General features: G+C 27.9%; 18 protein-coding genes. 8 read left to right on the top strand and 10 right to left on the bottom strand.

The genetic code is table 11. The features are described 5' to 3' along the window. The first annotated feature begins 202 nt into the window (after window positions 1-202). Window positions 203-3,466 (top strand): DEAD/DEAH box helicase, encoded by a 3,264-nt coding sequence (locus NNC19_RS02505; RefSeq protein ID WP_310937026.1) that lies wholly within the window; start codon window positions 203-205, stop codon window positions 3,464-3,466. 217 nt (window positions 3,467-3,683) lie between these two features. On the opposite strand, the gene NNC19_RS02500 is transcribed toward NNC19_RS02505, so the two are convergent. After that, window positions 3,684-4,028 (bottom strand): phenylpyruvate tautomerase MIF-related protein, encoded by a 345-nt coding sequence (locus NNC19_RS02500; protein WP_310937025.1) that lies wholly within the window; start codon window positions 4,026-4,028, stop codon window positions 3,684-3,686. A gap of 203 nt (window positions 4,029-4,231) precedes the next feature. On the opposite strand from NNC19_RS02500, the gene mutS reads away from it, so the two are divergent. The 5 genes from mutS to NNC19_RS02475 all read left to right on the top strand — a co-directional run bounded on the left by mutS (window position 4,232) and on the right by NNC19_RS02475 (window position 11,385). After that, a complete protein-coding gene (gene mutS / locus NNC19_RS02495; RefSeq protein WP_310937024.1) occupies window positions 4,232-6,862 on the top strand; it encodes a DNA mismatch repair protein MutS in 2,631 nt (876 codons plus the stop codon). A gap of 13 nt (window positions 6,863-6,875) precedes the next feature. Further along, on the top strand, window positions 6,876-8,807 hold the full coding sequence (mutL, locus tag NNC19_RS02490) for a DNA mismatch repair endonuclease MutL (RefSeq protein ID WP_310937023.1): 1,932 nt from the start codon (window positions 6,876-6,878) through the stop codon (window positions 8,805-8,807). Window positions 8,808-8,822: 15 nt separating this feature from the next. Next, window positions 8,823-9,752 (top strand): tRNA (adenosine(37)-N6)-dimethylallyltransferase MiaA, encoded by a 930-nt coding sequence (miaA, locus tag NNC19_RS02485; protein ID WP_310937022.1) that lies wholly within the window; start codon window positions 8,823-8,825, stop codon window positions 9,750-9,752. 37 nt (window positions 9,753-9,789) lie between these two features. Continuing rightward, complete coding sequence (gene hfq, locus NNC19_RS02480) at window positions 9,790-10,029, top strand: RNA chaperone Hfq (protein WP_310937021.1); 240 nt, start codon at window positions 9,790-9,792, stop codon at window positions 10,027-10,029. Between the two features lie 75 nt (window positions 10,030-10,104). Then, window positions 10,105-11,385, top strand: a complete 1,281-nt coding sequence (locus NNC19_RS02475) for a methionine gamma-lyase family protein (protein ID WP_310937020.1) — start codon at window positions 10,105-10,107, stop codon at window positions 11,383-11,385. Window positions 11,386-11,434: 49 nt separating this feature from the next. Here NNC19_RS02475 and NNC19_RS02470 read toward each other — a convergent pair whose 3' ends face one another. Beyond that, window positions 11,435-12,055, bottom strand: coding sequence for a DUF3267 domain-containing protein (locus NNC19_RS02470; RefSeq protein ID WP_310937019.1), 621 nt, complete (start codon window positions 12,053-12,055; stop codon window positions 11,435-11,437). 71 nt (window positions 12,056-12,126) lie between these two features. Beyond that, window positions 12,127-12,732 carry a transcriptional repressor LexA gene (gene lexA, locus NNC19_RS02465; protein ID WP_310937018.1) on the bottom strand — a complete coding sequence of 202 codons (606 nt, stop codon included), beginning with the start codon at window positions 12,730-12,732 and terminating at the stop codon, window positions 12,127-12,129. 147 nt (window positions 12,733-12,879) lie between these two features. Between lexA and NNC19_RS02460 the strand changes: the two genes are divergently transcribed. Together NNC19_RS02460 and NNC19_RS02455 are read left to right on the top strand one after the other, a co-directional pair. Next, on the top strand, window positions 12,880-13,290 hold the full coding sequence (locus tag NNC19_RS02460; RefSeq protein ID WP_310937017.1) for a hypothetical protein: 411 nt from the start codon (window positions 12,880-12,882) through the stop codon (window positions 13,288-13,290). A 69-nt stretch (window positions 13,291-13,359) separates the two neighbouring features. Next, window positions 13,360-13,875, top strand: a complete 516-nt coding sequence (locus NNC19_RS02455; protein WP_310937016.1) for a hypothetical protein — start codon at window positions 13,360-13,362, stop codon at window positions 13,873-13,875. A 25-nt stretch (window positions 13,876-13,900) separates the two neighbouring features. Here the strand turns inward: NNC19_RS02455 and NNC19_RS02450 are convergent, their stop codons facing one another. From NNC19_RS02450 to NNC19_RS02420, 7 genes are all read right to left on the bottom strand, one after another. Further along, a complete protein-coding gene (locus NNC19_RS02450) occupies window positions 13,901-14,896 on the bottom strand; it encodes a tyrosine recombinase XerC (protein ID WP_310937217.1) in 996 nt (331 codons plus the stop codon). A gap of 1,081 nt (window positions 14,897-15,977) precedes the next feature. Then, window positions 15,978-16,271 carry a metalloregulator ArsR/SmtB family transcription factor gene (locus NNC19_RS02445; protein WP_310937015.1) on the bottom strand — a complete coding sequence of 98 codons (294 nt, stop codon included), beginning with the start codon at window positions 16,269-16,271 and terminating at the stop codon, window positions 15,978-15,980. 28 nt (window positions 16,272-16,299) lie between these two features. Beyond that, complete coding sequence (gene gshAB, locus NNC19_RS02440; RefSeq protein WP_310937014.1) at window positions 16,300-18,603, bottom strand: bifunctional glutamate--cysteine ligase GshA/glutathione synthetase GshB; 2,304 nt, start codon at window positions 18,601-18,603, stop codon at window positions 16,300-16,302. After that, complete coding sequence (locus NNC19_RS02435; RefSeq protein WP_310937013.1) at window positions 18,593-19,915, bottom strand: MATE family efflux transporter; 1,323 nt, start codon at window positions 19,913-19,915, stop codon at window positions 18,593-18,595. The genes gshAB and NNC19_RS02435 overlap by 11 nt, the downstream gene beginning before the upstream one ends. Before the next feature lie 215 nt (window positions 19,916-20,130). Then, window positions 20,131-21,612, bottom strand: a complete 1,482-nt coding sequence (locus NNC19_RS02430) for a L,D-transpeptidase family protein (protein WP_310937012.1) — start codon at window positions 21,610-21,612, stop codon at window positions 20,131-20,133. Between the two features lie 277 nt (window positions 21,613-21,889). After that, window positions 21,890-23,311: a L,D-transpeptidase family protein gene (locus NNC19_RS02425; RefSeq protein WP_310937011.1), complete on the bottom strand. Its 1,422-nt coding sequence runs from the start codon at window positions 23,309-23,311 to the stop codon at window positions 21,890-21,892. Between the two features lie 352 nt (window positions 23,312-23,663). Continuing rightward, window positions 23,664-25,055: a L,D-transpeptidase family protein gene (locus tag NNC19_RS02420; RefSeq protein WP_310937010.1), complete on the bottom strand. Its 1,392-nt coding sequence runs from the start codon at window positions 25,053-25,055 to the stop codon at window positions 23,664-23,666. Window positions 25,056-25,462 lie beyond the last annotated feature (407 nt).

Below are 25,462 nucleotides of genomic sequence, written 5' to 3'. Positions count from 1 at the left end.
CCTTTGTAAAGTTAAGGTTTTAATCTTAACTCGAAAAAGGTTAAGATTAAAATCTAATCTTTGTTTAATTTATAATTAATATATGAATTTTATTATATTTTGTCCATTTTACTAATAACTTATTGAAAAATGATTTTAATCTAAATAAAAATAGCTATTATGATATAATAAATATAATTATTATAGAGCAGGTGAAGAATAGATGATTAAACAAGCCTTAATGGAAGGTTTCAGGAAAAGTACATATGGGAAAAATGAAGCAGATGGTGAAAGAGTATTTAAAAATGATTTGATTTCAGATGTTTCTTTTAATAGTGATGATGAATTCATAAATATAAAAGCTACTGTTATATCTGAAAATCTTTTTAGTGAATATTTATGTAAATTTGATATAAACAAGAAAAATAAAGAAACTACATTAACTCATTGCACATGTAATGACTTTGAGAAAAAAGGTTATAAAAAGAAAGGATATGCATGTAAGCATATTGTAGCTAGCTTTTATAAGCTTTTACGTTCTCTAGAAGAGGATTCTAGCCTTAAAGATGACCTAGGTCTTCATAATAATAAAGAGGAGCTCATTAAGGCCACAGAGAGTTCTATACTTGATCTTCTACTTGGAGAAAATGAAATAAAGCATGAACTAAAATTTGAAGTAGTAATAAATAAAATACAATGGACAGGAAAGATAGCGGCTGAATTTAAAATAGGGCTACAAGGTATGAAGTCAACTAAGCTATATTCTTTGAAAGATATAGATGGATTTTTAGTTGCTTTGTATAACAGAATTCCTATAAATTATGGAAAAGATTTTACATTTGATATAAAAACACAAAAATTAAATTCAAAAGATAAAAAACTTATAAAATTTATAGAATTACTTAAAGATATTGACTTATCAGGAACTTCTTTCAAAAAGGTGGAGCAAAAGTTGGTATCTGGAAAGCAAATTACTATTCCTAAAGCTTTAGTTAGGCAATTTATGAGTATAATAAAAGCTCATAGAGTATATTTAGGTTCAGGATTTTATTCAAGACAACTAGAAACTGAAATTATTGAAAACAGCATTCCTATTCCATTAAATTTAAAAGAAGTAGGAAATATGATTAAATTAGAGGCGCCAAGGGGAGTTCCTGAAGCTCTAACAGATAGTGATGATGTATATTTATATGATTCAATAATATATCTTCCTCCAGATAAGCAGGTCGAAAAATTAACACCATATATAGAGGCTTTTAATCATGGAAATGCTATTTTCTTTACAAAAGCAGAAGAAGAGAGGGTTCTGAGAGAACTTATTCCTTCTATGCAAAAAATCACTAATGACATAGGACTTTCTAATTCTATAAATAATAAAGTTGTAATAGCTCCAGTTAAATTTAAGTTCTATTTTGATAAAGATGATGAAATTTATTTAACTCTTAAGGTAGCATACAATGACTATGAATTTGATTATTTTGATACATTCACTGAAAAAGTTATATATAGGGATAGTATTAAGGAAGGTAAAGTAATTGAAAAACTTAGAGCTTTAGGATTTGAAGAAGTTAATAATAAATTTCTGTTTTTTAAAGATGAAGAGTATATATTTAACTTTTTTAAAGAAGATGTTACTGAGCTTCAAGATATAGGAGAAGTTTATTACTCTGATAGATTTACAGGTATAAAATCAATTACCAAAGGAAGTTTTAGTGGTGATGTAAAAAAAGGAAAATATGATTATTTTGAGTTTAAGTTTAAAATTTCTGATATTTCTCCAGATGAAAGTGCACTTATATTAAGAGCATTTAGAGATAATAAAAAGTACTATAGACTAAAATCAGGAGAATTTTTAGATCTTGAAGAAATTGAAACGAAAAAATTTCTAAGACTTTTAGATTCACTAGAAAATGATTCTGACTTAACTGATAATACTATTTCCATTCATAAAAGTAAGGGAATGTACCTAGAAGACTATCTAGAAGATGAAGATATTAAATATGTAAAAGGTAGAAGAGGACTTAAATCTTTGAAAAATTCATTAAAAAATCTGAAAAATAAAGATTTCCCTATACCAAATAATATTCAAGCAGAACTTAGAAATTATCAAAAAGAGGGATATACTTGGTTAAAAACTTTAGATTATTTAGGTTTTGGCGGAATATTAGGTGATGAAATGGGTCTAGGTAAAACCCTGCAAACTATAACGTTTTTGTGTTCAAATCCTAAAAGCAAGTCTTTAATAATAGCTCCAACTTCTTTGATTTATAACTGGTATAGCGAATTTAAGAAGTTTACACCTCATATTAAAGTTGCTATGCTTATTGGTAATCGAAATGATAGGGAACATTTAATAGAGAGTTTGGGTAAATATGATGTTTTACTTACAACATACAACTTAATAAAAAGAGATTTAGATTTATATGAAAAACTTGAATTCAATTACTGCATTTTAGATGAAGCTCAAAATATTAAAAATTCCCATTCTCAAAGTGCAAAAGCTTGTAAATCTATAAAGGCCAATACAAAATTTGCCCTTACAGGAACACCACTTGAAAACTCCCTTATGGAGCTTTGGTCTATTTTTGACTTTATAATGCCTGGATATCTTTATGACGAAAAGAAATTTACTACAAGGTATCATAGAAGACTAGAAGAGGATGAAGTAATAATTAAGGAATTAACTAAACTTATTAATCCATTTATACTAAGGAGATATAAAAAGGATGTTATAAAAGAACTTCCTGACAAAATCGAAAAAAAACTTGTAATACCAATGGACGAAGAGCAAGCAGTAGTATATGGAACATATTCAAAGTATGCACAAGAACTAATTGAACAAAAAGTAAAAGATGATGAATTTAACAATAGTAAAATTGAAATATTATCTTATATAACAAAACTTAGACAAATATGTTTAGATCCATCTATAGTTATGGATGACTATAGAGGTGGAAGTGGAAAAATAGAAGCACTTTTAGAAACAGTTACTCAAAGTATAGATGAGGGACATAAGATACTTGTGTTTTCACAATTTACATCTGTTCTAAAAAACATTTCTATTTCATTTAAACGAAATAACATAAGTTTCAGTTATCTAGATGGTTCTACACCTTCTAAAGCAAGAGGGAAATTAGTAGAAGATTTTAATAATGATACTACATCAGTATTTTTAATCTCTTTAAAAGCAGGGGGGACTGGTCTAAATTTAACTAGTGCAGATGTAGTTATTCATTTTGATCCTTGGTGGAACCCAGCTGTAGAAGAACAAGCAACTGATAGAGCTCACAGAATAGGGCAGAAGAAAGTTGTAGAAGTAATTAAAATGATTTCAGAAGGAACAATAGAAGAAAAAATTATTGATTTGCAACAAGAAAAGAAAAAGCTTATCAATAAAGTTGTTGGAGAAGAGGTTGAATTAGGAGAAACTTTTAATAATCTTAAAGAAGAAGAGATTTTATCATTATTTTCCAAAAATTCTCAATAATCTATTTACAAATATAATTTCAAGTTATATAATGATATCAAACAAAGGAGTTTGGAAGTGATTAGAATTCACTAACCAAGCTCCTTTTTATTTTAAATATATATAAATCGAGCTTACTTCACTTTATAACAATGAAGTTTGAATAAATAATTGCATTTGTAAAAGATATTAATCACAAAAGACATATTGCCCCCCCGGCTTTATGTCTTTTACCCGTTTATAGATTACTTCCATTCCACCCCCAAGTATCTACCTCTTCAAACTTCACATAAATGGATTTGGGTGGAATATTCAACTTATCATTATATAGCTCACAGATTTCTTTAGTTACTTTCTTTAAAGAATCCTCTGTAACTCTTCCAAAAAGTTTTACTTCTACAAAAGCTCCAAAATCTAATTTTTGTCCTTTAAAGTATAGTGAATAATTATCTTGAAAACCCAGCATTAAAAATTTCTCTGATTTTCCTGGTATGTCATTAACTATTTTCCCTAGTTCTTTTTTTAGGTACTCCTTTTCTCCATCAGAAAGAGGCACCGTAACTTTTGAGTCAATGTAAGGCATAAGTAAAGTCTCCTCTCATTTATTTAAATTTCCTTTTATTTACTATAATATTATAAATACTGGTTTTTAATTACAAGTTTTTATAAAAATTTATTATTTATTAATCTTCAAAATTCTTCTTTCTTTGATATTACTTAAAGCTTATAGTATAATTTCAATGAAGATAGGTTTACTATCTAGATTAGATTTTGAGGTGATTATACATGGCATTGACTCCTATGATGAGACAATATTTTGATGTAAAAGAAAAGTACCAAGACTGTATATTATTTTATAGATTAGGAGACTTTTATGAAATGTTCTTTGATGATGCAAAAACTGCATCAAGAGAACTTGAACTAGTTTTAACTGGAAGAGACTGTGGGCTTGAAGAGAGAGCCCCTATGTGTGGAATTCCATTTCATGCAGCAGCTACATATATACCTAGACTTATAGCTAAGGGATATAAAGTAGCAATAGCTGAACAAGTAGAAGATCCAGCACAAGCCAAGGGAATAGTTAAAAGAGATGTAATAAAGGTTATTACTCCTGGTACATATGTAGATGCTAATGCTACATTAGAAAACTTAAATACATATTTAGTTACTATATATGAAGATGGAAATAAAATTGGGATAGCTTCAACAGACATTAGTACTGGCGAATTTAAGACAACATCATTTACTAATTTAAAGAGTACATTACTAGATGAATTATCTAAAATTAGTCCTAAAGAGATACTTGTAGCAGAAGGCACATCTAAAGAACTGATTAATGAAATTCATACTACTACAAACGCATTAATAACTGAAAAACCTTTCAATGATTTTATAGTTAGTGATAAAGAGTTGTTAGAACAATTTTCTGAAGCAGAAGTAGAGGGGTTAGATGAAACTTCTAAGAAGGCATCTAAAGTTTTATTAAAGTATATATTTGAAACACAAAAGATGAGTTTAACAAATATAAATTTCTTAGAAAGATATGAAATAGTAAACTTTATGACTATAGATGGTAATTCTCGTAGAAATCTTGAACTTACTGAAAGTATTAGGGAAAAGGGGAAGAAAGGTTCTCTTTTATGGGTAATGGATAAAACAGCAACTTCTATGGGGGGGAGAGCTTTAAGACGATGGATAGATGAACCTTTAATTATAAAAAAAGAAATAGAAAAAAGACTTGATGGAGTGGATGAGCTTTATAATAATATATCTCTAAATGAAGATTTAAGATCAGCACTAAAAGAAATATATGATATTGAAAGAATAGTCGGTAAAATTTCTAGCGGAAATGTAAATGGGAAAGACATGATTTCTTTAAAGTCTTCTCTTGAAAAGATACCAAATCTAAAAATATCATTAAGCACAGCAAACTCTCCTCTTTTAAAGGAATATTATAATGAATTAGACGAACTTACTGATATTAAAGACCTATTAGAATCAGGGATATTAAAAGACCCATCTATTAATCTAAAAGAAGGAAATATTATAAATGATGGATATAGTGAAGATGTGGATGAGCTTAGAAAAGCAAAGCTACATGGTAAAGAATGGATTGCCGCTCTTGAAAATAGTGAGAGAGAATTTACTGGTATCAGATCTTTAAAAGTAGGTTACAATAAAGTATTTGGATACTATATCGAAATATCCAAAGCTAATTATTCATCTATTCCAGAAGGAAGATATATAAGAAAACAAACATTGGCTAATGCCGAAAGATATATAACATCAGAACTTAAGGAAATGGAAGATAAAATCCTAGGTGCAGAAGAAAAACTTATAAACTTAGAATATGAACTATTTATTTCTATAAGAAATTCAGTAGAAAAAGAAATAGGAAGACTTAAAAAGAGTGCTAGGATTATTGGTAATCTGGATTCATTATCTACACTATCTTTAATTGCCTTGGAAAATGATTACGTTAAACCATCTATTAATGAAGAGGGAATTATAGAAATTACAGAAGGAAGACATCCTGTTGTTGAAAAGGTAATAGGACGTGGAGAATTCGTTTCTAACGATTCTTTATTAAATAGTGGTGATAATGAACTTCTACTAATTACAGGGCCTAATATGGCCGGAAAATCCACTTATATGAGACAAGTAGCGTTAATAACTTTAATGGCTCAAGTAGGGTCCTTTGTACCTGCTAAAAAAGCTAATATTTCAGTTTGTGATAAGATATTTACAAGAATAGGGGCTTCGGATGATTTAGCTGGAGGAAAATCAACTTTCATGGTGGAGATGTGGGAAGTATCTAATATACTAAGAAATGCAACTAATAAGAGTTTAGTACTTTTAGACGAAGTTGGGCGTGGGACTTCAACCTATGATGGATTAAGTATAGCTTGGGCAGTTATAGAGCATATAACAAAGACTAGTAATCTAAAATGTAAAACATTATTTGCAACCCATTATCATGAACTTACAAAACTTGAAGGTATTTTACCAGGTGTTAAAAACTACTCAGTAGCTGTTAAGGAAGTAGAAGACAATGTAATTTTCTTAAGAAAGATTATAGAAGGTGGAGCAGACCAATCCTATGGTATAGAAGTTGCAAAACTTGCCGGACTTCCAGAAGATGTAATTAATAGAGCTAAAGAAATATTGGAGTCTTTAGAAGGAAAATCAAAAATTAATTTAGAACCTAAAGAAACTATAAAAGAAGAAGTAGCTATAACTAATATAGAAAAGCCAAAAGAAGCTAAAAAGAATGAACCTATGCAACTTGATTTTGAATATTTAGAGAAAGAATCTCTAATTAAAGAACTTGCAAATTGCGATGTTTTAAATATGACTCCTATGGATGCAATGAATACTTTATTTAAACTAATAGGAGAAGCAAAGAAATTACAATAAGGAGGTTAAAATCATGAAAAGAATAAATTTACTTGATGAAAATACCTCTAATAAGATTGCAGCTGGAGAAGTGGTTGAAAGGCCATCTTCAGTTGTTAAGGAACTTATTGAGAATAGTATTGATGCAGGCTCTAAAAATATTACTATTGAAATAGAAGAGGGGGGAGCTGTTTTAATTCGGATTATAGACGACGGTGATGGTATTCATCCTGATGATATAAAGAAAGCTTTCTTGCCTCATGCTACAAGTAAGATAAGAAACTCTGATGATATATATACAATAAGTACTCTAGGCTTTAGAGGAGAAGCTCTACCATCTATTGCTGCAGTAGGAAAAGTTAATATAAAGTCTCGTATAGAAGATGAGGATTTTGGACGCGAACTTATTGTAGAAGGTGGAGAAATAAAAGATTTTAAAGAATGTGGTATAAATATAGGAACAACTTTAGAAGTAAGAGATTTATTTTATAATGTACCTGCTAGAAAGAAGTTTTTAAAAAGTATATCAAGAGAAGGTTCACTTATAACGGATATAATAAATAGAACTTCATTAGCAAATCCATCTATAAGCTTTAAGTTATATAACAATGGGAAGAAAGTACTTCATACATATGGTAGTGGAAATTTAAAGGATGTATTGAGAACTGTATATGGAAAGTCTATAACTGATAATCTTCTATACTTTGAAAGTAGTGATGATATTCTAACTGTATATGGGTATATAGGTAAAGAAGAAATAGCTAGAGGTTCTAGAAACAATCAAAGTATATTTGTTAATGGAAGATATATAAAACATAAAACAATAGTAGCCGCTGTAGAAAATGCGTTTAAATCATTTAGTACAGTAAATAAATTTCCGTTCTTCACTTTATTTATAGAAGTGTATCCTGAATTTGTAGATGTAAACATACATCCAACAAAAGCAGAAATTAAATTTACAGATGATAGAATGATTTTTAAAAAAGTATTTGATACAGTACATGAAACTTTAAAAAAAGATGTATTTGATACTTTTAAGATACCTGAAGAAGAGGCTAGAGCTGAGAAATCCTATACTCCTAAATTTGAAGAGATAAAATTAGATATAAAGCCTTTAACAGAAGAAAAGGTATCTTTTAATTCATTTGAAACACGTGAGAAAATACATTTAGATATACCCGTTGACCTTAAATCTCCTACCATTATAGAAGAAAATGTTATGATTAAAGAACCCACACTACCTATACATAAAGTAGAACCCAATACTTCACAAAACCCAATTAAAGAAGAGTGTATGAATATCATGACGAAAAAGGAGCAAGAAATTACTCCTGTTAAAAAAGAAGTGAAATCAAATGATAATATTCAAGTAGAGGTTCAAGCTAAATTTCCACCTTTAAGAATAATTGGTCAGTTTAACAAAACTTATATTTTAGCAGAGTATGAAGAGGTTCTATACATGATAGATCAACATGCTGCTCATGAAAAAATACTATTTGAAAAATACTTAAAGCAAATAGAAAATGGTTCATTAATAGTTCAACCACTTCTTTTACCTACTATAATAGATTTAACAATAGATGATTATGCAAGTTATGAGGAAAATGTTGATATATTTAAAAATGCTGGATTCACTCTAGAGGAATTCGGAGGTAATTCATTAACATTAAAAGAAGTTCCTTATTTTTTAGGGAAATTAAATCCTAAATCATTATTTTTAAACATACTTGATAACATTAAGGCTATGGGCTCTGGTAAGACGACAGAAGTTAAATATAATAAGATAGCTACCATGGCATGTAAGGCAGCTGTGAAAGGCAATGATAGGTTGTCAGAAATAGAAATGATAAAACTAGTTGAGGAGCTTAGATATATAGCTGATCCTTTTCACTGTCCACACGGAAGGCCAACTATAATTAAGTTTAGCAACTATGATTTAGAAAAGAAATTTAGAAGAATAGTATAAGAAATGGTGAAATATATGAAAAAGAAGGTTTTAATTCTAGCAGGACCAACTGGAGTTGGAAAGACAGAATTATCAATTGAAATAGCTAAAAATTTAGATGGAGAGATTATATCAGCAGATTCTATGCAAATATATAAGTATATGGATATAGGCTCTGCAAAAATAAGCAAAGAAGAAATGAATGGAATTCCTCATCATATGATTGATGTTGTTAATCCTTCAGAAAGTTTTTCTGTATCTGAATATAAAGATAAAGGTAGTTCTATATTAGAACAAATATTAAACAAAAAGAAATTACCAATGATAGTTGGCGGTACAGGGCTTTATATAAATTCCTTGACTTGTAATATGAATTTTTCAGAAACTGATAAAGATGATCAGTATAGAAGGCATTTAGAAAATATGGCTAAAGACAAAGGTAATGAATATATCCATGAAATGCTAAAAGAAATTGATCCCATTAGTTATAAAGAAATTCATTATAACAATTTAAAAAGAGTCATAAGAGCATTAGAGGTGTATAAACTAACAGGAAAGGCCTTTAGTTCATATAATTCTGGAGAAGATTTTTATAATTCAAACTATGATGTTAAACTCTATGTTTTAACCATGAATAGAGAAAATCTATATGAAAGAATAAATAGAAGAGTGGATATAATGATTCAAAAAGGTCTATTAAATGAGTGTATAATGCTTAAGGAAAGAGGGCATACTTCCTCTATGCAATCAATGCAAGGTATCGGATATAAGGAGATGCTTTTTCATTTAGAAGGCAAGGTATCATTTGAAGAGGCAGTAAATATGATAAAACAAGGTTCGAGAAATTATGCTAAAAGACAATTAACATGGTTTAGACGAGATCCTAGAGCTATCTTTTTAGATAAAGATTTATTAAGTGATGCAATGATTGTTGCCAAAATTCAAGATGACATCAACATAAAATAACTGTATAATTATTTTAATAGCAATTGGAGGTGTTTATATGACTAAACAACAAAATAATTTACAAGATATATTTTTAAATAGTGCTAGGAAAGATAAAATTCAAGTTACTATCTATTTAACAAATGGATTTCAATTAAGAGGTTTGGTAACCGGCTTTGATTCCTTTACAGTTGTATTAAATCAAGATGGAAAGCAGGTTCTTATATATAAGCATGCAATAACAACAGTAACTCCAAATAAACCAATTTTATTTACAAATTCAGATAATAATATATAAATTAAAGATGAAAGTTTGGCTTTCATCTTTTTTATTGTTATAATACAATAGGAATAAATTTTTTGGAGGAATATAATGTTACAAGTTACTAAAAACTTATTAAAAGATTCATATAACTTTAAGGACAGAACTTTAGAGCTATATGAAATAGCCTTAAATGATGTAGAAGATCAGTTTAAGATTTATGATGAAATAAGAGAATACAACCAAATTAAAGTTTTAAAAGCTTTTCAAGAAGAAAGAATAAGTGATACTCATTTTACTAATTCTTCTGGATATGGCTATGATGATATAGGAAGAGATTCTTTAGATAAGGTATATGCTAGAATATTTAATGCAGAAGCTGCAATAGTAAGACCTCATTTCGTAAATGGGACTCATGCAATAGGGGCTGCACTTTTTGGAAATCTTAGGCCAGGGGATACATTGCTAGCTGTATCAGGCAAACCTTATGATACACTTCATAATATTATAGGAATTAGCGGAGAAGAGAGAATAGGGTCTTTAAAAGAGTATGGAGTAAAATATAAGCAAATAGATTTAAATGAAGCTGGAAAATTTGACTTAGTATCTATAAAAGACGCTTTAAAGGATGAAACTATTAAAGTAATACATATTCAAAGAAGTACAGGTTATGGATGGAGAAATTCATTTTTAGTTTCTGAAATAGGCGAAGTTATAACATATATAAAGAATATAAGAGAAGATGTAAATATATTTGTAGACAATTGTTATGGTGAATTTATTGATGTTATAGAACCAACTGATGTTGGGGCTGATTTAATAGCAGGATCTCTTATAAAGAACATAGGAGGCGGTTTAGCACCTTCTGGAGGTTATATAGTAGGTAAGAATGATTTAGTAGAACAAGCTGCTTATAGACTTACTATACCAGGAATAGGAGGAGAGTGTGGTGCAACTTTTGGTCTTATGAGAACTTTATTCCAAGGATTATTTTTAGCTCCTCATGTAGCTATTGAAGCTGTAAAAGGAGCAGTATTCTGTTCAAGAATAATGGAACTTGCTGGATTTGATGTTTTACCAAAGTATACTGATAAAAGAAGCGATATAATTCAAGCTATTAAATTTGGGAACCCAGAAAAGGTTATTAACTTCTGTAAGGGAATACAATATGGCTCACCAATTGATTCATATGTAGAATGCGAACCATGGGCTATGCCTGGATATAAGGACGAAGTTATTATGGCTGCTGGAGCTTTCATACAAGGTTCATCCATTGAATTATCAGCAGATGCCCCTATAAGAGAACCTTATATAGCATACCTTCAAGGGGGCTTAACGTTCGATCATGCTAAAATTGGAATACTTATTGCTTTGGACAAGGTATTATATTAAATAGAAGTTTTAAAAGCCATATCATAAAGTGAGATGGCTTTTAAAACACTTAGGCTATAATATCTTGAGTCTCTTTAACTTCTTTTTTTAAAACAGTAAAATATCTATTGGCAGATTTTAATATAGGATTTTTCCAACCAGGAACTTTTCTTAATAATACATATATATCATAAAAATCAAAAGCTGATAAAATAGCATTTCCATAAGCTACTGAATATAGAAATATATCAAGGATTTCTCTATCAGAAATTAAAACTAATGGAACTATTGTTAATATGATAAATGGAAAAAAAGCAGCCCAAATAAGCCTCAATTTGTTTAATTCCTTTTTGCAATAACAGTAAGGAATTAATTTATAAAAACCTATATAGCAATGATTTTTCCAAGTATCTATTGGGTAGAATAAGCAATGTAAAAAATGATGAACTAAAAACACAATTGAAAATGTTATCATTAAGTATACTAAAAAACAAAACAAAGCTCTAATGAATTCATTAGGAAGAGAGCACATTCTATAACTAAATCCAAAACACAAAATATAATGAAGAATTATCATTATCCTACATGCATATTTTCTTTGTTTCTTTATTGAGTTATGATCTGCAACTACTAATTTATATTCTTTAGAAATCTCAGGTTTGAAATTAGGAAAAGGAATATTAATAAACACAAATTAATCCTCCTTAAGTAAAATAAAAAGAGCTATATTTAAATATATAACTCTTTACATAATAGTATTACTTAATATTGTCTAAACAATCCAACAAGTTTTCCAAGAATACTGCATGAATCAACAATTATAGGATCCATAGTATCATTCTCAGGTTGCAATCTTATATGAGTCTTTTCTTTGAAAAATCTCTTTATCGTAGCTTCTTCATCTATAAGAGCAACTACAATATCTCCATTGGATGCATTTTCAGCCTTTTCAATTATGGCAAAATCTCCATCATGAATACCTGCATTTATCATACTTTCACCAGTAACCTTAAGTACAAACAACTCTCTATCATGCTTAATAAAATCTAATGGAATAGAAAAGGTATCCTCAATATTTTCAGTAGCTAATATAGGTTTGCCAGCTGTAACTTTTCCAACTATGGGGATATTAAGCATTTCTCTTTTAGCTGAATTTAGTTCAATTATTTCCAAAGCTCTAGGTTTAGTAGGATCTCTCTTAATCAAACCTTTCTTTTCTAAACGTTTTAAGTGGCCATGAACAGTTGAAGTAGACCTTAAAGAAACAGCTTCACAAATCTCTCTAACTGATGGTGGATATCCTTTTGTTTCTGTATAAGTTTTTAGAAAATTATATATATCAGATTGTTTATCTTTGCTTTCAATCATATTAACACCTCTTTTTTTTCATTATAGCATAACATTTATTCTTTATCAAACTTATGTTCTCAAAACTAATGTTCTGAATAAAAATTTGATTATGGGGTAATAATTTGATATAATGAAGTTTGATTATTTTAATGGGTGGTGTATCGAATGACTAAATTTACTGAAGATGATTACTGTGATATTTATAAAAAAAAGATTTGTGATAACTGTGGCAAATGTCTAGAGATGGATGGAGTAGATATAAAAGCAATAAAGATCGAAGATATAGCTAAAACTGTAGAAGAAAATAAAGTTTTAGAAGAAGAGTATAAGAATGAACTTGAAGATGAAGAAAATGTTGAAGAAGAATTAAACGAAACATCATTTGAGGATTACGATAAATTAAAAGATGCATATAAAGAATTTGCTAAAGAAAATAATTTAGGAGAAGAATATGAAGATGCATTTGAGCATATAGATCATTCTACCGAAGAAGCTTTATTCGAAGATGGAAACCTTGAAGAAATGACTGACGAAGTGTTTCCTGGAGTTAGACGAATTAAAAATACAATTAAATAACTTAGAATAAAATCACCTTATAATACAAATAATAAATTAAAAATATTTGCTTATTAGAGGTGATTTTTTATGGTCAAAAAAAGAATTTTCTCTTTTCTTATTACACTAATAGTGTTAATTAGTTTTTGTGGATGTAATGCCAAAAACGCTATAGAAGATGCAAGTGAAAATATCAAACAAGGGTCTGAAAATACAAAAAGTAATTCAACAGATTTAATTGAAAAAATCAAAGATACTCCAATGGATTATAGTAAAGATGAATTTAAAAAAGATTTAGACAACAAAGGTCTTAAAGCAGAGAAGTTGGATAGCACAAAACCTTTTTTTTCTGTAAAAAGTGAAGATTATAAAATAGTAGGAGGAAGTCTTTCTGTTTACGAATACGAAACAAGTGATAAAGATAAAATTATCAGTGATATGAAAACAATTAGTGATAACGGAACTGTTATAAATGGTACAAAAATAAGTTGGTCAAAAGCACCTCATATATATAAAAAGGGGAGGGTAGTTGTAATTTATGATGGAGATAACGAATCAACATTAACTAGCCTAAAAGAAATATTAGGAGAGCCTTTAATTGGATAAAAGAAGAGAATTCTCTCTTCTTTTTTTAAATTTTTGATAAAGGATTAGATTTAACAGCTTCTCTTAAAGAATCATCATCTACATGAGTATATATCTGTGTTGTAGAAATACTCTCATGACCTAAAATATTTTGCAAGCTTCTAATATCTACATTTCCGTACTTATACATTAAGGTGGCAGCAGTATGCCTTAATTTGTGAGGAGTGTATTTACCATCAATTATTCCTGCATTTCCAATATGTTTTTTTACTAAAATTTCAACAGTTCTTTTATTTATCACCTTATTTCTTCCTGAAATAAATAGATATTTTCTATCTTCTTCAGACGTTTTTGAAATATCTCTAACATTTAGGTAGTTTTCTATGGCTTTTAAGCATGCCTCATTTAGATATACAGTTCTTTCTTTATTTCCTTTACCTATAATAGTTAAAGTATCTCCTTTAAGTTTATCAACATTAATAGAGCAGAGTTCTGATAATCTCAACCCACAATTAAGAAATAACGTTAATATGCAATAATCTCTATAATAATTCTTATTAGTTTCATCCAAAGAACTTAATAATTCAAGACTTTGATCTAAAGTTAAATAAACTGGTTGTCTTTTGTCAAGTTTAGGAGATTCTAATTCTAATGTTGGATTTTCATCAATAAGTTTTGCTTTATTATACAGAAATTTAAAGTAAGATTTTAAGGCTGCAACTTTTCTCGCTCTAGCATATGTTCCATTTTCTCTGCTTTTTTCAACATAGGATAGATAAGCATATATATCTGTTAGCTTTATTCCTTTTATAAAGTCATTTTGAATATCATTTATAGGTATTTCTTCAAATTCTAGCGTAGCGTCCTTTATTAAGCCTTTATATACCTTTAAAAACCTAAAGAACAGAGTTAAATCAACGGTATAACCTTTGATTGTATTTTTTGATTTACCTTTAATTGTTTCTAAATAATTCAAAAAATCACTTAATGCCTCAGGATAATCATTTGATTTAGCTAATTGAATTCCAAAATTATCTGATATATCAGATTTGATAGCTTGTCCATTTTCACTTGTAGTTAAGATTACATTTGTACCTTTAGTCTTTATTTTGGATGCGGTCTTCAAATCTCTGTTAAGACCTAATTCTTTAAGCCATATTTGAATATTTCTAATACCAACATTATAAATTTTAGCTAATTCACTAGTTGCTAATTTATGTTTATAAGCAAGAATATATATATCTTCAATTATATATTCATAGTCACGTTCAGATTTTAAATCATAATAATTTGAGTAGATTTTATGGATTCTTTTACGATCTGCATTATTTAAATTCACTTCAAAAAGTGAAAGTATTTCTTCAGGATATTCAAAATTTTTATATTTATATGTTTTATTTCGTATTTTTCTCATTTTTTCACCTCTAAAAAGTATCTTAAACCATTGATATCATTATATCACAGCTGTTTTTTAAAAACAATAACACGAAATGCGCTAAATGTGTATTTAGCGAAATAAATTATAGCGTTTATTTATAATCTTTATATGAATTATACATAAGATTATAAATAAACGCTATAATTTATCTGTTTTTTATTTCTAAAATACAGATAAAATGATACTTTCTCTTTAATTTAAGTTCATATATTATTTCTCATTTAAACAGAGGGAGGAAGAAAACTCTCTAAAGACTTTTTTTAATTTATTAATTACAAATTAAGTTTTGAAAATCATTCACACAAAGCAAATCCATTGTGACACTTTTTGCGTTTCAAGTTTTCTGCTCATCAGACAACTTCTGTGTTTTTGCAAAAGTTAAAATTTATTTTTCGTAAAAATAGTTATGTATTTATTTGGTTTTTATTTAATAATACTTAATAAATTATATATATTTCTTTTAATATTATTTTTATCTAATTATTTTATTATATGTAATTAATATAATAAAATTGAAATTATTCAATAATATTCAAATTGAATAATTTATGAAAATTTATGAAAACAGAGGGAGCAAAAATATGTATGAATTAAAAATCTCCAAATACATAAAATGTAGAGGGAGCAAAATTAAAGAGAGTAAAATTACTCTCTTTAATACCTTTTATTCAATTAAATTTAATTTTTATTTAAAACTTGAATTTTCCATTACTATATCATTAAAAAATCCACATATTCTTTGTACGTTGGAACAATTTAATTTATAATAATTCCAAGTCCCCTCTTTCCTACTCACAACTAAACCACATTCCATCAAGACTTTCATGTGATGTGATAATGTTGGTTGTGTAAAATCGAATTGATTTAGTATCTCACAAGCACATTTTTCTTCACAAGTTAATATTTCTATAATTTTCAATCTATTAGGATCACTTAGAGCTTTAAATATTTTAGCATTTACCTCTAACTCTTTTTCCATGTTCTATCCACACCTTCTTTTGAAAACTTTATATCATTTCAAGCATCTTAAGTACATGAGTAGCTATTTTTCTTTCTTTTCCCTTGTACGGAAAGCAATGAATATGAATAGCTGGATTAAAGTTTAACTCTATTATTCCATACTTAGAATCTTCTTTACTATAATCTTCAAGCATGATATCAACTCCACAAACTCTTGCTTTTACAGCTTTTGCACATTCAACCGCTATCTTTTTAAACCTTTCAGGTATTAAATCTGTATAATCAATACTATCTCCACCTGTACTTATATTTGAATTTTCTCTTAAACAAACAACTTCATCCTTGCTTGGTACATAGTCAAAATCCTTGTTTTGATTATTTAAAAATAAAGCAGCATTTTCATCTAATTTAATTTTTTCTAAGGGAGTTACATATCCATAGCCTCTTAACGGATCTTGATTTTTAATATCCACCAATTTCTTAATTGAATTTTTTCCATCACCTATTACATTTGCTGGAACTCGATGTAATATTCCTACTACCCTATCATCTATAACTAAGAATCGATACTCTTTTCCTTCAATAAATTCTTCTATCAAAACTGTTTTATCATGTTTAAATGCAATTTTAAAAGCTTCAAGTAGTTCTTCTATAGTTCCACCATTTTTAAATATACTAATCCCTATTCCAAAGTTTGTTGATTTTGGTTTTATAACTATAGGCTGATTTATATATTTTTTCATTCTCGTTTTAGCTTCTTCTAAAGAATTATATTCTTCTCCTTTTGGAACCCTAATGTCATTTCCATAAAGTATCTTTTTGGTTACTGTCTTATTCTCCATCATTAAAACTGTAGCATAATTATCTTTTGATGTTTTAGTAGCTTGTTTTACATACTCTACTCTATCTTTCAATTTTAATGATATAAAGTTATCACTTCTGTCTAGAAATTCAACTTTTACTCCTCTTTTTATGGCTTCTTTAATCAAAATCTGTGTTGAAAGCTCTAAATCTTCATAGCCTTCAAATTTGTATCTATTATTATAAGAATCCTTTTTATATTCTTTAGCCAAATTTAAATGAGCTGAAATATAACCTTTTTCTTTTACTTCATTATAAATCCTGTAGGCATATGTTAATTTCTCATTATTAATTTTACTTATCATCTCATTTAAAATTTCAACTTTTCCTAAATTCAACTCATTATTGATTTTCATAACTTCATTTAAAATTTCTAAGGCCCACTCTTTTTTGTAAATAGATTCACCATCTTTAATTAAAATAACATTATTAAGCCCTTCTTTAGCTATAGCATGTTGATTTTTAAGAGCTTCTTCTTGCCATTTTTCATAGCTACTCTCCTCTTTTATGAGCATATAAATATTGAATATTTGAAGAAAATATAAATCATTTAAACTAATACCACATTTTTCAAAAGGATTAACATCTATGCTCCTATACTCTAAATAATCAATACCATCCTTTAGTAATGAACTTATTAAATCCGACTTGTTTTTAGGTTTCAATCTAACTTGACTATAAAGTTCTTTAGATGACTCAATAACTTTATCCTCAATAAACTTATTTAAGCTATTTGAATATTCTTTAATTGTTTTATAACTCGGAAATAAGTCGATTTCATTCTTGTAACCACATTCTCCATTTCTATAAGAAAGTGCTCCATCACTAGAAAAACTACATTCTGATATTTCTTCTAAACACTTTTTGCAATCATTAAAATAAGTTTTATGGACTGTAGAAGTTGCACCAAGCAAGTAGATAATAAGCCATCTATATCTTAAATAATTTCTTGCAACCTTCAAGTAAATCCCGTTTCTAAATTCTTTGTAATCTTCCTTTCTATCACTTTCATTATATAAACCAATAATTATTTCTTCATTAAAAGAAAAATTAAAATGTATTCCTGATATAAGTTGTTTCCTACCACCATATTTTTCTATAAGTTTTTCTCTATAACTTCTAGCTTCAGTTCCTTCTGGAGAATCATCATAAATAGCAATGGGTATATCCTTATCTTTTGGAACTACAGATGGCATCGATTGAGGCCAAAGATATTCATCTCCTATTTCCATAGCTACAATATCATATAATGAATTTAAATAACTATATGTTTCTTCTATAGTTTCTAATGGTGGTGTAATCATTTCGATTTGACTTTCTGAAAAATCAGTAGTTATATAAGGATTAGTCACTTTGTTTCCAAAAACCTCTGGATGAGGTGTTCTTGATAAATTACCATCATCATCAACTCTTAAAGTTTCTCTTTCTATACCATAGTTTCCTTTTAATAACTCATTAGGAGTAAAAATCTTTTTTATTTTATTTAACATAACTATATTCCTTTCTTATTTTCACTATATAAAATAAATATGAAACACTACCCTTCATCACACTTGATAAAGCAATACTAAGCCATATACCATCAAGTCCAATAACCTTTGTAAAAATTATGGCCATAGGTATTCTTAAAGCTGTAAAAATTATACTTATAACAGCTGGAATTTTAGGCTTACCTAATCCAGTAAAAAGACCATTGGATACCATTTCTAAAGCACTAAATATTTCTGAAAAAGCAATTACAAATAAATATCTTTTAGCAATAGTTATAGTTTCCACATCACTAATAAATAATTTTATTAAATTCTCCCCTAAAAATATAAACAATAAAGTCATTACTACTGAATATATTATTCCTATTTTTAGTGCAGTATTATAACCTTCTGTTATTCTTTTATATTCTTTAGCCCCAAAATTTTGTCCAGTAAAACTTGAAACAGCACCATTAAGTCCCCCTATAACCATATACATTACAGATTCAATTTCAAGGCCTAATTTTTGTGCTGCTATTGCATCTGAACCATAAACTGCTGTTATTTTAGCTAATAATATATTGATTATTGTAAATAAAATTCTTTGACACGCCATAGGGAACCCAAGTTTTATTATATGTAATACCCTTTCAATATTTAACCCTATTTCAAAATTAAATTTCAGTAAATTGTTAAATTTAATTTTATATACTATAAACATTATAATATTGGCAACAAGTGTAGCAAGTGCAGCCCCTGCTACTCCAAAGTTTAAAAAATATATAAATATTGGATCTAATATAACATTTGCTATTAATCCTATTCCATTAATCTTTAAAGCTTCATGGTTATTACCAAAACTACCAAGTATTCTTGCATACAAAAAATTAAAAAATGCAAAAAATAAAATAGGACCATTAATAGCTAAGTATACATAGGAATCTTTCTCTACTATATAATTATTAAGATTTAAAAAATCTATAAAACTCCGTCCACAAAAAATTAATATTAAACAATATAATATCCCCATTATAAGGTTAATGATTAATCCAGCATTTATATAACTTTTTATTTCTTCAGTGTTTTTTCTTCCTACTGCATGTGCTACTTTAATTCCTGCACCTATAATAACTAAAGAATTTATTGAATATCCTAGTCCAATGTAAAAACTTGAAGACCCAACACTTGCAACAGCATCACTACCAATCCCCCCAACCCAGAACATATCTACCAAATTGTAGGTAAACTGTAACAAAGAGCTTCCCATTATAGGTAAAGCTAAAGTGGTTAATACAGACATTACGTTTCCTTTAGTTAGATCAATTTTCTTCATTTTTCCTCCATACATAGATATTTATCTATATATAATATAGATAAATATCTATGTATTGTCAATATGTTCTTTACAAAATAAACACTTTTAGCATTCTATAAAGATAAAGTCTTAATACTAAAAATAAAATTCTAGATGTTAAGATTTTATAATAAAAAGCATATTCCATATATTTTACTATATAGAATATGCTTTTTATTATTTGAAAACTTGTACTAATAAACAACTACAGGAGTACCTGCTTCAATGTTCTCGTACACCTTTTGCGCTAAATTTAGTGGTGAATTTACACAACCATGTGATCCATTTGTTAAATATATATTTCCACCAAATGCATTTCTCTTTGTTAGATCATGAATTCCAATACCACTATTAAAAGGCATCCAATACTCTACTGGTTCAGCATACTTAGTACCATCTGCATTATTACCTTTCAAGGTTGAAGGACTTTCCTTGTATTTTATTTTATAAACTCCAGGTGGTGTTTCTGTACTACCAGCTACATTTCCTGTTACAACATTTCCATCAACAACAAGAGAACCATTTTTGTAAAACCATAAATGTTGTTTTGATAAGCTTATTTCTACATAGGTATTACCGATATCGTTAGCTCCATGTGATTTTGCTTGTTTTGCATATTTGGGCTCTTTTGTCACAGATTGTCCATTTTTTATATTTTCAATTAAATCCTTTGTTTCTTTTGAAGTGCTAATACTCCAACCATAAAATTCATCAGGGTCAGCCTTATTCGCGCCATTCATTTGAACATAAGCTCCAACTTTTTTTGTTTCTCCAGATGATGTTTTAAAATCTCTTGCTTTTCCAACAGTTCCATACTTATCATCTAATGTATTAATATAGTCTTTAATCTTTGATTCATTAAGGACAATTTCGAAATTATCATTAACCGAAATCCAATTATGTATTGTAGCTTTATCCAACACTTCATTTTTATCCCCAAAGGTATATGTTATTTGGGAAACTAAATATTTATTAGCTGTTTCTTTAGCATCTACAACTTGCTGAGAATTTGTAGTAAACTTGGGATTTTCATAGCAATTAGCTTTATCTAAATCTATTTCAGGTTCTTCATTAAGTATGGTTTTCTTTACCAAGCTATAAAAAGAATCTTTATTGATTTTATTTCCATATACTTCATCAACTATTTTATATCCTTCTTCTGTATAACTTAACTTAGCATTTTGAGGACTAACTATATTCTTACTTATAAGACAATTAAGTTTATCTAAAGTACTATTTAATTTAGTTTCATCCAGTGACACTATACCTGTTAATTCTGCATCTTGATTTATAAAAGGAGCTACTATCCAAGCAAAAGGTTTTTGACTATCCTTTAATTCTTGAATTTTATCAGTAGAATCACTTTTTAACCCTACATCAGCTGCATTTATTTGTTCTTCTTTGTCACCTCTTTCTTTTATATTTAATGAATAGGATTCAGTCTGAGATGTTATTAAGTCATCTGCTTGCTTTACTGTTTTTCCAGAAATATTCACACCATTAACTTTAGAACCAAAATAAAAATGGTTAATAAAATATAGTGACATCCCCAAATATATGACAAGTAAAGTACTAAATGAAATTATAATACCTTTTTTTACTGTATTGTTTGCTAATTTACTACCTATAACTCTGTTTATTGCAAACCTACTACCCTCGCTTTTTTCACTTTCCATTGACATTTGACATTTACTCCCTTCCAATAAATATTATACTAAAATTTTAATAATTTGTCCCACATTAAAATACATAATTAATATTTTTTATTTAAAGTATATATATTGGGATATAAAAAGCTAATATAGCAATATAAATTATATACTATTTTTTTTTACAATACAAAGAATATTTAAGAATTATTTTACATGTTTTTTATAAAGTAAAACGTAATAAAAAGGTTCTTGAAAAAACATTTCAAGAACCTTTTTATAGTTACTCTTTTCTATATACAAACTATTCATAATAACAAACAACAGGAGTGCCTACATCAATATTACTAAATATTGTACTTGCTAGATAACTTGGCGAATTTACACACCCATGTGATCCACTTGACAAATATATACTGCCACCAAACACTGATCTCCAACTTGCATCATGAATTCCTATACCTTCATTAAATGGCATCCAGTAAGTAACTGGTGAATTATATTCAGTACCATCTGCATTTTTACCTTTTAAAACTGCATCTTTTTCCTTGTCTTTAAGACTATAAACTCCTGGTGGTGTTACTGTGTTATTGGCTATATTTCCAGTAACAACATCCCCTTCAACAACAAGTGACCCATTTCTATAAAACCATAAATGTTGTCTACTTAAGTTTATTTCCACATAAGTATTACCAATATCATTAAGTCCATTTGTGAAAGCTTTCTGTTTATATTTAGGCTCTTTTTCAATAGACTGTCCGCTTTTAATTTGTGAAATTAAATCTTTGGTTTCAACTGATTTATTGATTTGCCAACCATAGTCTCCCCCATCAATTTTCACCTTATTTCCAGTAGATGTAGTAAAATCTCTTGTTTTTCCTAATGTATTATATTTTTTAGCTAAATTATCAACATAATTTTTAACTTTTTCCTCATTAAGATTAACTATATAACCATCACTAATATCAATCAAGTCCTTTAATGACTTTCCATCTAAAACCTCTTTAATATCTCCAAACTTATAAGTTATTTTAACATTAGAATATTTCCCTAATTCATCTTTAGCAGCTAAAACTTCAGGTGATTCTTTAGTGTACTTTGGATTTTCATAGCACCCTTGTTCTTCTAAATTTATTGTCTTATTCATGTTGTTAATTGCAGTACTTATTTTATCTAATAAAATATCTTTAATTATTTTATTTCCATATACCTCATCAACTATTGAATAGCTATTATTAATATACTCAAAAGTTGGATTTTTAGGTGTTATAAGATTTCCTTCATCAAAACAAGCTAATGTATTAATATGTTCTTTTAACTTATCATTATCATAAGAACTAATATCTGATAAAATATAATTATTATTTTTAAAAATTTCTATAAACCATAGATATGAAGTTTGGTTATTTATAATCTTCTCAGTTTCTTCATTTTTATTATATTTTAATCCTACGTCAGAAGCTTTAATTTCTTCCTTTATATTATTTCTTTCCTCTATTTGTAGAGAATAAGAGCTTATTTCATCAGAAATTAATTCATCTGCAGTTTCCACAGATTTTCCCGAAACATTAATTTCATTTATAGTTGTTCCAAAATAGAAATGATTACCAAAATAAATAGCAAAACCTATATATATAAAAATCAAAACACAAAGGCAAATAACTACACCTTTCATTGTATTGCTTATTTTACTTACTTTAACCAATAAACTATTATTTTCTTCCATCAACGATTCCCCCTTACAAATTATGCCACCTAGCTTCATACCATATTATAATAAATCTATAATTTTCTTCATCACTTACTAATACCAATATGTGATATTTATGTATTATATATTTTCAAACATACTTTATGAATTCTAAATAATATATATTTTTCATTATTAATTATAGCTGCTTGCTTAAATAAAAATAGATATCTAAAGTCCTTTTATTTTAAGGACTTTTGTCCTTTTTTGTCGTCTGTTTTAGTTTTCCCAAAATTAAAACCCACTATTTTAAATAAATAAAAGTTTTGTTACTTTTATTTATTAAAAAATAGTGGGTCCATTATGATAATTTTTTTCTCATTAATTATTAATAGTAGCAAATTACAGGAGTACCTGAGTCAATATTATTATAAATTGTATCAGCAAGATTATAAGGGCAATTTACACAACCATGAGATCCACTTGACATATATATACTTCCCCCAAAATCAGATCTCCATGTTGCATCATGCATTCCTATACCTTCATCAAGAATAAAAGGCATCCAAAAACTAACTGGTTGAGCATAATTAGCACCTTTTAAAACTGCATTTCTTTCTTTATATTCTACCTTATAAGTTCCAGCTGGAGTTGCTTTGTTATCACTAAGACTTCCTGTAACTATATCTCCTTGAACTACAAGGGAACCATTTTTATAAAACCATAGATGTTGTTGACTTAAACTAATTTCTACATAAGTATTTCCTATATCATTGGCATTATGATTTATGGCAGTTTGAGCATATTTAGGCTCCTTATTAATTGTTTGTCCTTCTTTAATTTCAACTACTAAATCTTGAGTTTCTTTAGACTTGTCTATTTCCCAACCATAATCACCGCCACTTACTTTAACCACATTTCCACCTGTAGTAGTAAAATCCCTTGTTTTTCCTATAGTATCATGTTTACCTGCCAAAGTATTAACATATTTTTTTACTTTTCCTTCATCAATTATAACATCAAAATTATCATTAACACTTAAGAAATCTTGAATTGTTTGACCATCTAACACTTCATTACTATCTCCAAAAGTGTAAGTAATTTTAGAATTAACATATTTGCCTAAAGTATCTTTTGCTGCTAAAACTTCTTTTGATTCTTTTGTATACTTAGGCTTTTCATAACAATCCTTATCTTCAAGATTTATTGAATTATCCATATTTTTAAGAGCTTCACAAATCTTATCATTTAAGGAATCTTTATTTACTTTATTTCCATTAACTTCATCAACTATAGAATATCCATTGTTATCATATTTAAAAGTTGGACTTTTTGGTTCAACAACATTCTTCTTATCAAAACAAGATAAAGTATTAATATAATTTTTTAACTTTTCATCATTATATGAAATTATATCAGAACTACTTGAATCTTTATTAGCGAATATTCCTATAAACCATGTGTATGGATTTTGATTCTCCTTAATCTTTTGAGTATTTCCATTTGAATTATAATTTAGACCTATATCGGATGCTTTAATATTTTCCTTTACATCCCCTCTCTCCTCTAACTCTAATGTGTAAGATTCTATTTGAGATGAAATTTTTTCATCTGCAGCCTCTACAGATTTTCCTGAAACATTAATACCATTAATTGTTGAACCAAAATAAAAATGATTCCTAAAATAAACAGAAAATCCTATATATATAACCAGCAAAATGCAGAGGCCAATAATTATACCTTTCATCTTTTTACTGAGTTTACCCTTTACTTCATCCACTTAACTAATCCCCCTTTTATATTATTTTCCGAAAGGTAACAAAAATACTACCACATAGTATACTTATGTCACATAAATTATATACCATTTTTTGGTAAATTAAAAGTGTTTTATTAACATTTTTGCAAACTATTATATTAATCTTATATCACTAAAATAACAAATTTTTTTCACGAAATTATAAATAAATGTCACAAATTTGCAAACTTGTTTTCTTAAATAGGGTATGTTAAAACAACTTATATAGTTCCAACATACCCTAAAAATATTAAATTATCTTTATATATCAGAAATAGTAAGAGAGGAATTATTTATTCAAATAATTCCTCTCAGAGTGTCGACAAAGTCGACACTCTTTCGTTTTTATAATAAAATATTCTTGGGTGATAAAAATGTTAACAAAGAAA

It is taken from the genome of Clostridium sp. SHJSY1 (assembly GCF_031626875.1).
In the GTDB taxonomy this organism is placed as follows: Bacteria; Bacillota; Clostridia; order Clostridiales; family Clostridiaceae; genus Clostridium.
This window is presented reverse-complemented; position numbering and strand designations above follow the sequence as displayed.

Bases quoted from the DNA above. Each gene is read 5' to 3' on its own strand.
- gshAB (WP_310937014.1), bottom strand. From the start codon at position 18,603: ATGTTAAATAAAATAAAAAAGATTTTTACTCCTAATGAGTTATTAAAA.
- mutS (WP_310937024.1), top strand. From the start codon at position 4,232: ATGGCATTGACTCCTATGATGAGACAATATTTTGATGTAAAAGAAAAG.
- mutL (WP_310937023.1), top strand. From the start codon at position 6,876: ATGAAAAGAATAAATTTACTTGATGAAAATACCTCTAATAAGATTGCA.
- NNC19_RS02460 (WP_310937017.1), top strand. From the start codon at position 12,880: ATGACTAAATTTACTGAAGATGATTACTGTGATATTTATAAAAAAAAG.
- hfq (WP_310937021.1), top strand. From the start codon at position 9,790: ATGACTAAACAACAAAATAATTTACAAGATATATTTTTAAATAGTGCT.
- NNC19_RS02445 (WP_310937015.1), bottom strand. From the start codon at position 16,271: ATGGAAAAAGAGTTAGAGGTAAATGCTAAAATATTTAAAGCTCTAAGT.
- NNC19_RS02435 (WP_310937013.1), bottom strand. From the start codon at position 19,915: ATGAAGAAAATTGATCTAACTAAAGGAAACGTAATGTCTGTATTAACC.
- NNC19_RS02505 (WP_310937026.1), top strand. From the start codon at position 203: ATGATTAAACAAGCCTTAATGGAAGGTTTCAGGAAAAGTACATATGGG.
- lexA (WP_310937018.1), bottom strand. From the start codon at position 12,732: ATGATTGAAAGCAAAGATAAACAATCTGATATATATAATTTTCTAAAA.
- NNC19_RS02475 (WP_310937020.1), top strand. From the start codon at position 10,105: ATGTTACAAGTTACTAAAAACTTATTAAAAGATTCATATAACTTTAAG.
- NNC19_RS02425 (WP_310937011.1), bottom strand. From the start codon at position 23,311: ATGGAAGAAAATAATAGTTTATTGGTTAAAGTAAGTAAAATAAGCAAT.
- miaA (WP_310937022.1), top strand. From the start codon at position 8,823: ATGAAAAAGAAGGTTTTAATTCTAGCAGGACCAACTGGAGTTGGAAAG.
- NNC19_RS02455 (WP_310937016.1), top strand. From the start codon at position 13,360: ATGGTCAAAAAAAGAATTTTCTCTTTTCTTATTACACTAATAGTGTTA.
- NNC19_RS02430 (WP_310937012.1), bottom strand. From the start codon at position 21,612: ATGGAAAGTGAAAAAAGCGAGGGTAGTAGGTTTGCAATAAACAGAGTT.
- NNC19_RS02500 (WP_310937025.1), bottom strand. From the start codon at position 4,028: ATGCCTTACATTGACTCAAAAGTTACGGTGCCTCTTTCTGATGGAGAA.